Genomic DNA, 11,827 nt, shown 5'->3' on the forward strand with positions numbered 1-11,827 from the left:
AGAGGCTGCTTCAGAGATCCGAAGCAGCGTGATGGTGGCAATGCGGAAGCCTGGTGGGAGGCGGTTCATGGGGGTGCGGGCACCTCTGGCGGTGCGGCGTGCGCTCAGTGAGCCGTGGCTTCTCCTGGCCGCCTTCGGTTCGATCCTGCTGGCGACCACGACGCTGGTCGCGCTGGCCACCTACACCTCCTCGGTCGCCGAGGTCGGCGTGCGGCGGGCGATGGAGAACGCCCCGGCGAGCAGCGTCGCGACGACGATCACCGCGCCCGTCCGGCAGGGCACCTTCGCCGGCGTCGAACGCGCCGTACACGCTCGCCTCGCGGCCCTGGCCGGCTCCGGTGGGGGTCCGGTGCGGTACGACGTCCGCCTCAGCGCCCGCTCCGACTCCTACGCGCTCCCCGGCCAGGAGCGGTTGACGCATCCGGAGCTGACCCGGTTCGGTGTGGACGAAGGGCTGGAAGGGCACGCGCGGCTCATGCAGGGGGTCTGGCCGCGGCCGGCCACCGGCGGCGTCGTCGAGGTCGCCGCGTCCCAGGCCGCCGCGCAGGCGATGAATCTGGGCGTGGGCGACGAGTTCCGCGTGGTGGGCCGGCTCGACGACACGGCCGTACGGGCCCGGCTGACCGGCGTCTTCCGGCTGGACGACTCCTCTTTGGGGCGGTGGGACAGCGACGACCTGCTGCGCCGGGGGGTCCGGCACGGCGACTACACCACCTACGGCCCTCTCATGGTGCCCGGGGAGACCTTCCTCGCGAGGTTCACCGCCCGCACGAGCGTCGCCGTGACCTGGACGGCCGTGCCCGATCTCGGCATGCTCACCCCGCAGCGCCTGCGGCCCTTCTCCGCGTCCGTCGCCCGGCTGGGCGAGGACCTGAAGCGCGACTGCCCGGCCTGCGAGACCGTGACCAACCTGCCCGGGATGCTCAGCCGGCTCGACCGGGCGGCGCTGGTCGCGCGGTCCACGATGCTCGTCCCGGTCCTGCAGTTGCTGCTGCTCGCGGCGTACGCGCTGGTCCTGACCGCGCGGCTGCTGGCCGACCACCGGCGTATGGAGGTCGCGCTGCTGCGCTCGCGGGGGGCGGGCGGGGTGCGTCTGGCGCTGTCGGCGGGCGCGGAGGCCCTGCTGGTGGCGGCGCCGTGCGCGGCGCTGGCCCCGTTCCTGGCGCCGCCGCTGCTCGGCCTGGTCGACGCGATCCCGTGGATCCGGGCCTCCGGGGTCCGCGTCGTGGCGCGTCCCGGCGCCGCGACGTTCGGCGTGGCGGCCGCGGTGGCGCTGGCGTGCGCGGTGCTGCTCGCGCTTCCCGCCCTGCGCGGCGCCCGGCGCACGTATGTGGAGGAGCAGGCGGAACGCGGCCGGGGCGCCCGGCAGGGGCTGCTGCAACGGGCGGGTGGTGACGTGGCGCTGCTGGTGGTGGCGGCGCTGGCGATCTGGCAGCTCCGGCGTTACGGCGCCCCGGTGACCGCGACCTCCGGCGGCGGGCTCGGCATCGACCCGCTGATCGTGACGGGGCCCGCCCTGGCGCTGCTGTGCGGCGGCATGCTCGGTCTGCGGCTGGTGCCGCGTGTCTCGCGGATCGCCGGGCGGTTCACCTCGCGGAGGGCGGGTCTGGCTCCGGCTCTGGGCGCGTGGCAGGTGAGCCGCCGTCCGGAGCGATACTCCGGTCCCGCCCTGCTGCTCACCATGGCGGTGGCGATCGGCGTGGTGTCGATGACGACGGCGGCGACCTGGCGCGGCTCGCAGGTGGACCAGGCCAGGCATCAGGCGGGCGCGGATCTGCGGGTGTCGGCCGCGCCGGTGTCGGGTGAGCTGGGGCGGCTCGGCAGGGGGCCGGTCTACGCGGGGCTGCCCGGCGTGACGGCGATCACGCCGGTCTACCGGGGCACCATGGCCTTCTCGGGCGGCAGCGGCACTCTGCTGGCGGCGGACGCCGCCAAGCTCGGGCCGATGCTGATGCTCCGGCCCGACCTGGGCAGCCGCCCGGTGGGCACGCTGGCCGCCCGCCTGGCCGCGGGACGGCCGGCGGTCTCGGCCGTCCCGCTGCCCGGCACGCCGGAGAAGCTGACCCTTTCCGTACGGGCCGGCCTGGGCGCGCCGCCCGCGAGCCCGCGGCGACCGGGCTCCTCGGGCTCGGGCTCCCCAGGCTCTTCGGGGCCGGACCTCCGGATGGTGATCGCGGACGCCCTCGGAGTGCGGCAGCAGGTGCCCGTCGGCCCGCTCGTGGCCGACGGCGAGGCGCACCCGGTCACCGTCGACCTGGCCGCGCTCGCCGGGCGGTCGGGCAGGCTGAGCTACCCGCTCGACGTCCGCGGCTTCGTCGTGCGGGTGCCGGCCCCCGTCCCCGAGGGCGGGGTGAGCCTCACGGTCGACGCGATCACCACCGACACCGGCGCCTCGGTCGCCCTGCCCGAGGGCCTGCGGTGGGCGCCCCGGTGGGGAGACGGCGTGCGCGGCGACGACCGCCTTCCCGGCGTCACGACCGGCGCGGGGATCCTCACCCTCACCGTGCCCGCGCCCGCGGGCCGGAGCGCCGGCGAGGACACCGATCCCGAGTACGTCAGTCTGACCGCCGAGGGCGGTTCGACCGGCGCCCCCGTGGACGGCGGGGTGGGCGGTCCGCTGCCGGTGGTGGTCACCGCGGACATCGCGGCCAGGGAGAGGCTCGCGGAGGGCCGTACCGGCCTGCTGACCCTGGACGGGCAGCGGCTCCGGGTGGCCGTCGCCGGCGTCGTCGAGGCGATGCCCGGCACGCCCGCCGGGGTGCCGGTCGTCCTCGCCGACCTGCCCACGCTGCTCGCCGCCGACCTCGCCGGGGCGCGGGAGCCGCGCGTTCCGGGCGAGTGGTGGATGTCCACCGCGGGCGGCGACACGGCCGGGGCCGCGGCGGCGCTGGCCCGCCATCCGGAGTGGGAGCAGACCGTCGTCGATCTCGGCGCGCTGACACTGCGGCTGCGGGACGACCCGCTGGCGAGCGGCCTGCAGGGCGCGCTGGTGCTGGGCTTCGCCGCCGCACTGGTCTTCGCGGTGCTCGGCTTCCTGGTCAACGCGGCCGTGGCGGCGCGGGAGCGCGCCTCGGAGTTCGCGGTCCTGCGCGCTCTCGGCGTGAGCGGACGGCAGGTCTTCGCCCTGCTGGCGGTGGAGCAGGCGTTCCTGATCGCGTTGTCCCTCGCCGCCGGGACCGTGCTGGCGCTGGGGGTCGCGGCACTGGTCGTCCCGAATCTGGTGCTGACCGGCCAGGCGGCGTCGGTCACCCCCGAGGTGGTGCTCCAGGTCCCGTGGGCGGCGACGGTCGCGCTGCCGGTGGTCGTCGCCGTACTGCTGTTCGCGATCGTCGCGGGCCTGGCTCACTCGCTGCGCCGCCGGGGTCTCGGCGGCGCGCTGCGCGCCGGGGAGGACCGATGAACCCGCTGCTTCTGCTCAGGGTCCACCGGGGCGCCGCGGCCGTGCTCGCGCTGCTGGCGCTGAGCGCGTCGTTGCTGGTCGCCGGGCTGCCCCGGCGGTTCGAGGCCGCCTACGACCGGGCCGCGCACGCCCTGCTCGCCGAGGACCCCGCCGAGGCGGCCGACCTGACCGTCGCGATGAGCCCGGCGGTCCTCGGGGAGCACATCACCGGTGCGGAGGGGTTCCGGACGCAGGACCGCCGGTGGCGGGCGCTGGTGCCGCCGTCCCTCACGCCGCTCCTCGACGCCCCCCGGGGCGACGACGGCCGGTTCGCGGCCAAGACCTTCGGCACGCCCGTGGCCGCCTTCCTGGGGCCGGAGAAGCGGCGGCCGGCCGAGTACGTCAACCTGGGCTGGGTGTCCGGCGCCGAGCGCCGCGTCCGCTACGTGCGAGGGTCGCCGCCGGGGCCGCCGGCCACCGTGCCGGACGTGCCGGGCCATCCGGAGCTGCCGGACGTCAGCCGATTCGACATCGCCCTGCCCCGGGCCGCCGCGGAGAAGATGGACATCCCCCTCGGCGCCACTCTCGTGCTGGGCCACAGCCATCCCGTGCTCGCTCGCGTCACCGGCCTGTTCGAGCCGATCGGTGCGGACGACCGGTTCTGGCGGCGCAACCGCGACATGGTCGAGGTCACGACACGGCCCGTCGCGGGGGGCGACAGCGAGGAGCTGTCCGTCACCGCTCTGACCGGAGAGGCCTCGCTCACCGAACTGACCGGCGAGGGACGCGACCTCGTCTACATCTGGGGCATCGCCGTGGACCCCTCGGCCGTCACCGCACGCGACGCGGCATCCGTGGTCGAGGGGGTGGCCGACTACCGGCGCGTCCTCGGCGTCGAGGCCGCCAGGTCCGGAGGCGGGAGCTTCGCGGAGGTCCTGGACACCTCGCTCGGACGGGTGCTGGCCGGCTTCCTGGCGCGGCTCGCGACCGCGCAGGCGCTGATGTTCCTCATCCTCGGCGGGCTGGTGGCGGTGGCCGGAGGCGTGATCGCGCTGGCCGTCCAGCTCCTGACCGAGCGCATGCGCGACGCGCTGGCCCTCGCCCGGGCGCGGGGCGCCTCGCTCGGGCAGGTCGTCGCGGCGGGCACCGGAACGGCCGCGCTGGCCGTCGTCCCGGCCGTCCTGGCCGGGTATGGGCTTTCCCTCCTGCTGCCCGCGATGTCCGGGCCCACCACGCCGATCGTGTACACCGGACCGCTGCTCCTCGCCGCCGCCACGGTGGGCTTCGCGGCGGCCCGCGTCGCGCTCGCCCATCGCACCCCGCTGCCGGTCCGGCGTGACGATGTGGCGGGCCGCCGTCGTTCGCCGCGGCGGACGGTGCTGGAGCTGCTGGTCGTCGCGTTGGCGCTGGCGGGCGCGTACCTGCTGCGCGGCCGTGGCCTCACCACCGGCGTCGAGGCGCGGGGGGCCGACCCGTTCCTGACGCTCGTCCCGGTCATGCTCACGGTGGCCGCCGCGCTTGTCACACTGCGCTGCTATCCGTACCCGCTGCGCCTGTTCGTGCGGCTCGTGGCGCGGGCCCGGGGCGCCGTGCCGTTCGTGGGGCTCGCCCTGGCGGCGCGCGCCGGGCGGGCCGGCGCGCTGCCCGTGCTGATCCTGCTGCCCGCGCTCGCCGTCTCGGTGTACGGGGCGGTGGCCGGCGGCACGCTGGAGGGCGCCCAGCGCCTCGCCGCGTGGCAGGCGACCGGGGCCGGCGCGAGGGTGGAGCGCGAGTCCGGGCTGACCGCCGAGACGATCGAGAAGATCCGGCGGGCGCCGGGCGTACGAGCGGTAGTGCCGGTCGACCAGGGACTGGCCCAGCTCGATCTCGGCGGGCGGAACGTGACCGTCGTCGCGGTGGACCTCGACGCCTACCGCCGCCTCGTCGCCGGTTCCCCGCTGGACGTGCCGAGCCCGCCGCCGGACACGGCCGCCGCCCCGACCGCATCCGCCCCGACCGCACCCGCCCCGACCGCACCCGCCCCGACCGAGCCAGCACAGAGCACACCAGCACAGAGCACTCCAGCCCAGGCCACTTCCGGGCAGAGCGTCCCCGCCCTGGTCTCGCCCGACCTGGCGCATCTGAGCACCTTCGAGATCGGCTGGCACGTCCGCATGCGGGTCACCAATCGGGGTGTCGTCACGGGCGGGCTCCCCGGCCTGACCACCGCCACGAGCAACCTGGTCGTGGTGCCGTACGACGCCTCCGCCCGGGCGGGCGCCCGCCCGTACGCCGGGACGCTGCTCGTCCGGGGATCGGGGAGCAGCGGCGACGGCCTCGACGGCGATCGGCTGCGGGCCGCCGAGGGCGACCTGCCGGACGTCCGGGTGGTCACCGTCGAGGAGTCGCGCCGGAAGATCGCCGCGACCCCGCTCGCAGAGACGATCAAGGACGGTTTCCGCATCGTGACCATCGCCCTGGCCGGATACGCGCTGCTCACCGTTGTGATCGCACTGGTCGCCGGGGCCGCCGACCGGGCGCGCGCCCTGTCGTACCTGCGCGCTCTCGGCCTGTCGGACCGCCGGGCGGCGGGCCTCACCGTGCTGGAGGTCGTCCCAATGATCGTGCTCACCGCGTGCGCGGGTCTCGCGCTCGGCCTCGCCCTGCCCTCCGCCCTCGGGCCCGGCGTCGATCTCGGCGTCTACGCGGGCGACCTCGCCGTACGGGCGTACGAGCTCGACCTGACCACGCCGATGCTGCTGGCCGCCGGCCTCGCCGCCGTCGCCGTGGCGGGCGCGTTCCTCCACACCCTGACCGGTCGGCGGCGGTCACCCGGCTCCGTCCTGCGGTCGGGCGAATGAGGCGACGTGCGGGAATGGGGCGAAGTGCGGCAAGTGAGGTGATGAGGTGAGTGAGGTGGAGTCGAACACTCCGACGCTCTCCCAGCTGGAGGCGCGGGCCGGGCGGGCACGGCCGGCGTTCGGGGAGCACGCGCACGTCCTGTGCGACAACCTCGTGCGCATCTACAAGACCGAGGGCGTCGAGGTGGTCGCGCTGCAGGGGCTCGACCTGCTCGTCGACCGGGGCGAGCTGATCGCCGTCGTCGGCGCCTCGGGGTCGGGCAAGTCGACCCTGCTGAACGTGCTGTCCGGGCTCGACGTGCCCACCGCGGGAGTCGCGCGGGTCGCCGGAACCGACCTGCTCGCCATGACCGCCAAGGACCGGCTGCGCTACCGCCGCGAGGTCGTCGGGTTCGTCTGGCAGCAGACGGCCCGCAACCTGCTGCCCTATCTGACCGCCGCCGAGAACGTCCGGCTGCCGATGCGCCTGGCCGGCAAGGGGTCCCGTACGGCCCGCGCGGTCCGGGCGGGTGAGCTGCTCGACCTGCTCGGCGTCGCGCACCGCGCCGGTAGCCGGCCGGGTGAGATGTCCGGCGGCGAGCAGCAGCGGGTGGCCATCGCCGTGGCCCTCGCCAACTCCCCGCAGGTCGTCCTGGCCGACGAACCCACCGGCGAGCTGGACAGCGAGAACTCCGAGCAGGTGTTCGCCGCGCTGCGCCGCGCCAACCGCGAGCTCGGCGTCACCACCGTGATCGTCACGCACGACGCGACGGTGTCGGAGCAGGTGGACCGGACCGTCGGCATCCGGGACGGGCGCACCAGCAGCGAGACGCTCCGCCGAACGTCCGAGGGCGGCGACGTGATCGCCGAGGAGTACGCCGTGCTCGACCGCGTGGGCCGCCTCCAGCTGCCCCGTGACTTCATCAACGCCCTCGACATGGAGCGCCGGGTGCGGCTCGAACTCGAGCGCGACCACATCGGAGTCTGGCCGGACAGACCCCGGCCGGAGAAGCCGGAGAAGCCGGAGGAGGCGAAGTGAGCGATCGAGACGCACCCGGCGCCCTCGACCGGTCGGGAGAGCCGCTCGTCGTCGTGGAGCGGGTCGGCAAGGCGTACCGGACAGGGCCCAAGGAGGTGGTGGCCCTGCGCGAGGTGTCGTTCGCGGCCTACCCCGGCGAGCTGATCGCCGTCCGCGGCCGCTCCGGATCCGGCAAGACCACCCTGCTGAACCAGGTCGGCGGGCTCGACCGCCCCGACACCGGGCGGGTGACCGTGGCGGGGCGCGTCGTCAGCGAGTTGCCCGAGGCCGAGCTGCTGGAACTGCGCCGTGACGTCATCGGGTTCGTCTTCCAGTCGTTCGGGCTGATCCCGGTCCTGTCGGCGGCGGAGAACGTCGGCGTGCCGATGCGCCTGCTCCGCACGCCCGCCGCCGAACGGGAGGAACGCACCCGCGTGCTGCTGTCGATGGTCGGGCTCGACCAGCACATGAACCAGCGGCCGTACGAACTGTCCGGCGGCCAGCGGCAACGGGTGGCCGTGGCCCGCGCCCTCGCCAACCGGCCCCGGCTGCTGATCGCCGACGAGCCGACCGGGCAGCTCGACTCCCAGACCGGGCGGCAGATCATGGAGCTGCTCCATGCCGTCGTGCGCGGCGAGGGGGTCACCGCCCTGGTCGCCACCCACGACCCCCTCCTCATGACCATCGCCGACCGGGTCCTCGAACTCCACGACGGCACCCTCACCGAGGCCGGCTCCCCCGCCGCCGAAGCCCCCACGGCGTGATCGAGCTGGGTTCGCGGGAGCGGAGACAACCGCCTCCCGCCCACGTCGTGTGGGAAAGCGTTCCCCGAACCGGCTGTCGTCGGCCGTCTGCGTCATCGGCTCAACGTCCTGATCAACGCGCGGCTCCGATTCTCGTACGGTCAGTGACGCCGGCCCGCCCTTGACCGTTCCCCCGGCGCGACCGAAGATCAGCGCATGGCCGTCCCCCGCCGCTCCCCCCACGCGTTCGTGAAACTGCTCGTTCTCATCGTCGTGCTGGGTGTCGCGATCGGCGCGGGCGCCTTCTGGCTGCTGGCGGCCCTGTGGCATTCGTTTTGGGGCGAGGGGCCGCAGTTCTTTCCCGGCAGCCCGGCCACCGGAAGGTGAGATGCCGGGCGGCGGCGTGCTGGTCCAGGTCCCACGCGCCGCGCCTCCAGGCGCGAGGCCTGGCTCCATCGCGGTGCCGGCCGCGCGGCCGAGCGGGGCGTCTCACAGGACCGCCTCGCCCAGACCTCCTGCGCGCCGACCTTCTCGGTGAGCTCGTCGGGCGTGTCGGCGTCGACCGTACGCTCAGCGCCTGCCTTCATCTGTGCTGACGCGCCGGGGTTCTTCCCCGGCTGGGCGGCCCGGGGAGTCTCTGGGGGTCAGGGGGTGAAGCGGTAGCCCATGCCGGGCTCGGTGATGAAGAGGACCGGGCGGGCGGGGTCGCGTTCGAGCTTCTTGCGCAACTGCGCCAGGTACTGCCGCAGATAGTGGGTCTCCCTGACGTGGGTGCTCCCCCACACCTCGGTCAGCAGTTGCCGCTGACTGATCAGCTTGCCGGGGTTGCGCAGCATGATCTGCAGGATGCGCCACTCCGTCGGGGTGAGGCGCACGTCTCCCGAGACCGTTTTGGCGGCCAGGTCGACGACGTGGTCGCCGACCTGGACCCGCGCTGCCTCGGCCTCGGACACGGAGGTCCGGCGGGTGACGGCGCGGATGCGGGCCAGCAACTCCTCGATGTGGAAGGGCTTGGTGACGTAGTCGTCGGCGCCGGCGTCCAGCGCGTCGACCTTGTCTTGGTTTCCGGCCCTGCCGGACAGCACCACGATCGGCACGGCACTCCAGCCGCGCAGGCCGTGGATGACCTCCACGCCGTCGAGGTCGGGCAGGCCGAGATCGAGCAGCACCAGATCGGGAGTGAACTCGGCGGCCTGGCGCAGGGCGGTGCCGCCGTCGGCGGCCGTCGCCACCTCGTAGTGGCGGGCGACCAGGTTGATCCGCAGCGCCCGGAGGATCTGCGGTTCGTCGTCGACCACCAGGACGCGGATCACGGGAGCTCCTCGGGACGTACGGCCGGAACCGGCGTGGAGACGGGCAGGGTGAGGATCATGGTGAGACCTCCCCCGGGCGTCTCCTCCGGGACCAGCGTGCCACCCATGGCCTCGGCCAGCCCGCGCGACAGGGCGAGGCCCAGCCCGACGCCGGTGTGGCTGTCCCGGTCGCCCAGCCGCTGGAACGGCAGGAAGACCCGGTCGTGCGCCTCCCGTGGGATGCCGGGGCCGCGGTCGGCGATCCGGACCTCCACGTGGTCGCCGTACGCGCTGGCGGTGACGAGCACCCGCTCCTCGGGCGGGCTGTGGCGGACCGCGTTCGACAGCAGGTTGACCAGGACCCGTTCGAGCAGGGCGGCGTCGGCGACGACCTCGGGGAGCTCGACGGAGACGTCCGCGTCGACGCGGTCGCCGGGCGGCCCGAGGTCGTCGACCGCCCGGGGCACCACCTCCTCCAGGGCGACCGGCTGACGCGCCAGGCCGAGCACCCCGGCCTGCAGGCGGCTCATGTCGAGCAGGTTGTCCACCAGCCGGTTCAGCTTGATCAGCGATTCGTCGGCGGTGGCGAGAAGTTCCTCCCGGTCCTGGGGCGACCAGTCGACGCCGGTGGTGCGCAGGCTCTCGACCGCGGCCCTGGCCGACGCCAGCGGCGTGCGCAGATCGTGGCCGACGGCAGCGAGCAGCGCCGTACGCATCCGGTCGGCCTCGGCCAGCGGCCGGGCCTGGTCGGCCTCCTCCCGCAGCCGCCGCTGGCGCAGCGCGACGGCGGCCTCCGCGGCGAACGCCTCCAGCACCCGGCGGTCGGCGGCGTCCAGCAGTCGTCCGCGCACCGCGAGCGTCAGTTCCTCGTCGATCACGACGTCGGTGTCGGCCGCGGCCGGGCAGGTGCAGGGCGTGCCGCCCGCGGTGGCCGCGATCCGCCACGCCCGCGGGTCGCTCCGGTCGTCCGGGACGGGTGTGCCGGCGCGTTCGAGCAACGTGACCGAGGTGAGGCCGAAGGTCTCCCGCAGCCGGGCCAGCAGGGACGGCAGCGCGGCGTCGCCCCGGAGCACGTGCCCGGCCAGGGTGGACAGCAGTGCGGCGTCCGCGCCCGCCCGCGCGGCCTGCCGGGTACGGCGGGCCGCCAGATCCACCACGGCGCTGACCGTGGCGGCGACGAGCACGAAGACGACCAGCGAGAAGACGTTCTCCGGGTCGGAGACCGTCCAGGTGCGCATGGGCGCGGTGAAGAACCAGTTGAGCAGCAGGAACCCGCCGACGGCGGCGGCGAGGGCCGGCCACAGGCCCCCGGCGAGGGCGACCGCGATGACCATGAGCAGATACAGCAGCATCTCGCTGGGCAGCCGCAGCTCGTCGCGGAACGGCAGCAGCACGGCGGTCAGTGCGCCCATCCCAAGGACGGCGAGCGCCCAGCCGGCCAGCCGCCGCCCCGGCGTGAGGGCGGCCTCCCGCCGCGGCGCCCGGCGCCGTCCCCTGCTCATCTCCTCGTGCGTGACCATGTGCACGTCGATCGAGCCGGAGTCGGCGGTGGTGATCACCGAGACGCCCGGGGAGAAGAGCCGGGCCAGCCGGCCCCGCCGGGACGCGCCGAGCACCAGCTGGGTGGCGTTGACCCCGCGGGCGAAGTCGAGCAGCGCGTGCGCGATGTCGGCGCCGGCGACCTGGTGATAGCTGCCGCCCATGCTCTCCACCAGCGCCCGCTGGCGGGCCAGGTGCACCGGGTGCGCGCCGGTCAGCCCCTCGCCGGTGGTCACGTGTACGGCCAGTAAGTCGGCGCCCTTGGTCCGGTCGGCGATGCGGGCCGCACGCCTGAGCAGGGTGTCTCCCTCGGGCCCGCCGCTGAGGGCCACCACCACCCGCTCGCGCGCCTCCCAGGTGCCCGCGATGCCGTGCTCGGCGCGGTAGCGGTCGAGCTGCTCGTCGACCTTGTCGGCGACCCACAGCAGCGCCAGCTCCCGCAGGGCGGTGAGGTTGCCCACCCGGAAGTAGTTGGACAGAGCCGCGTCGATCTTCTCCGGCCGGTAGACGTTCCCGTGCGCCATGCGGCGGCGCAGCGCCTCGGGCGACATGTCGACCAGCTCGACCTGGTCGGCCCGCCGCACCACCTCGTCCGGCACGGTCTCGCGCTGCGGAATGCCGGTGATCTGGAACACGACGTCGTTGACCGACTCCAGGTGCTGGATGTTCACGGTGGAGATCACGTCGATGCCGGCGTCGAGGATCTCCTCGATGTCCTGCCACCGCTTGGGGTGCCCGGAGCCGGGCACGTTGGTGTGCGCCAGCTCGTCGATCAGCGCGATCTTCGGGTGGCGGGCGATGACGGCCTTCACGTCCAGCTCGCCGAAGGCGGCCCCCCGGTAGATCACCTGCCTGCGGGGGATCACCTCCATCCCGGCCAGCAGCGCGGCGGTCCTGGGACGGTCGTGCGTCTCGACGAGCCCGACGACGACGTCCCGGCCGCGCTCCAGGCCGCGGCGGCCCTCGTCGAGCATGGCGTACGTCTTGCCGACTCCCGGCGCCGCGCCCAGGTAGATCCGCAGCCGTCCGCGTGCCAC

Annotated in this window: 7 protein-coding genes; 5 read left to right on the forward strand and 2 right to left on the reverse strand. The window is 74.8% G+C overall.

The features are described from left to right. Positions 1 to 67: 67 nt before the first annotated feature. From OG344_RS09020 to OG344_RS09040, 5 genes are all read left to right on the forward strand, one after another. Positions 68 to 3,400, forward strand: coding sequence for an FtsX-like permease family protein (locus tag OG344_RS09020; RefSeq protein ID WP_405087823.1), 3,333 nt, complete (start codon positions 68 to 70; stop codon positions 3,398 to 3,400). Next, entirely contained in the window at positions 3,397 to 6,219 is a 2,823-nt protein-coding gene (locus OG344_RS09025) for a hypothetical protein (protein ID WP_405087824.1), read from the forward strand. The genes OG344_RS09020 and OG344_RS09025 overlap by 4 nt, the downstream gene beginning before the upstream one ends. 46 nt (positions 6,220 to 6,265) lie before the next feature. Then, positions 6,266 to 7,237 carry an ABC transporter ATP-binding protein gene (locus tag OG344_RS09030; RefSeq protein ID WP_405087825.1) on the forward strand — a complete coding sequence of 324 codons (972 nt, stop codon included), beginning with the start codon at positions 6,266 to 6,268 and terminating at the stop codon, positions 7,235 to 7,237. Next, positions 7,234 to 7,980 (forward strand): ABC transporter ATP-binding protein, encoded by a 747-nt coding sequence (locus OG344_RS09035; protein ID WP_405087826.1) that lies wholly within the window; start codon positions 7,234 to 7,236, stop codon positions 7,978 to 7,980. The genes OG344_RS09030 and OG344_RS09035 overlap by 4 nt, the downstream gene beginning before the upstream one ends. Before the next feature lie 195 nt (positions 7,981 to 8,175). Next, positions 8,176 to 8,346 (forward strand): hypothetical protein, encoded by a 171-nt coding sequence (locus OG344_RS09040; protein WP_327048772.1) that lies wholly within the window; start codon positions 8,176 to 8,178, stop codon positions 8,344 to 8,346. 257 nt (positions 8,347 to 8,603) lie between these two features. Here OG344_RS09040 and OG344_RS09045 read toward each other — a convergent pair whose 3' ends face one another. Continuing rightward, a complete protein-coding gene (locus OG344_RS09045) occupies positions 8,604 to 9,272 on the reverse strand; it encodes a response regulator (RefSeq protein ID WP_405087827.1) in 669 nt (222 codons plus the stop codon). Next, positions 9,269 to 11,827, reverse strand: a complete 2,559-nt coding sequence (locus tag OG344_RS09050; RefSeq protein WP_405087828.1) for a DUF4118 domain-containing protein — start codon at positions 11,825 to 11,827, stop codon at positions 9,269 to 9,271. The genes OG344_RS09045 and OG344_RS09050 overlap by 4 nt, the downstream gene beginning before the upstream one ends.

This window comes from Microbispora sp. NBC_01389, assembly GCF_045040095.1.
Classification (GTDB): Bacteria; Actinomycetota; Actinomycetes; order Streptosporangiales; family Streptosporangiaceae; genus Microbispora.

Excerpts from the sequence above, each read along its gene's own strand:
- OG344_RS09020 (WP_405087823.1), top strand. The coding sequence starts at position 68 with ATGGGGGTGCGGGCACCTCTGGCGGTGCGGCGTGCGCTCAGTGAGCCG.
- OG344_RS09025 (WP_405087824.1), top strand. The coding sequence starts at position 3,397 with ATGAACCCGCTGCTTCTGCTCAGGGTCCACCGGGGCGCCGCGGCCGTG.
- OG344_RS09040 (WP_327048772.1), top strand. The coding sequence starts at position 8,176 with ATGGCCGTCCCCCGCCGCTCCCCCCACGCGTTCGTGAAACTGCTCGTT.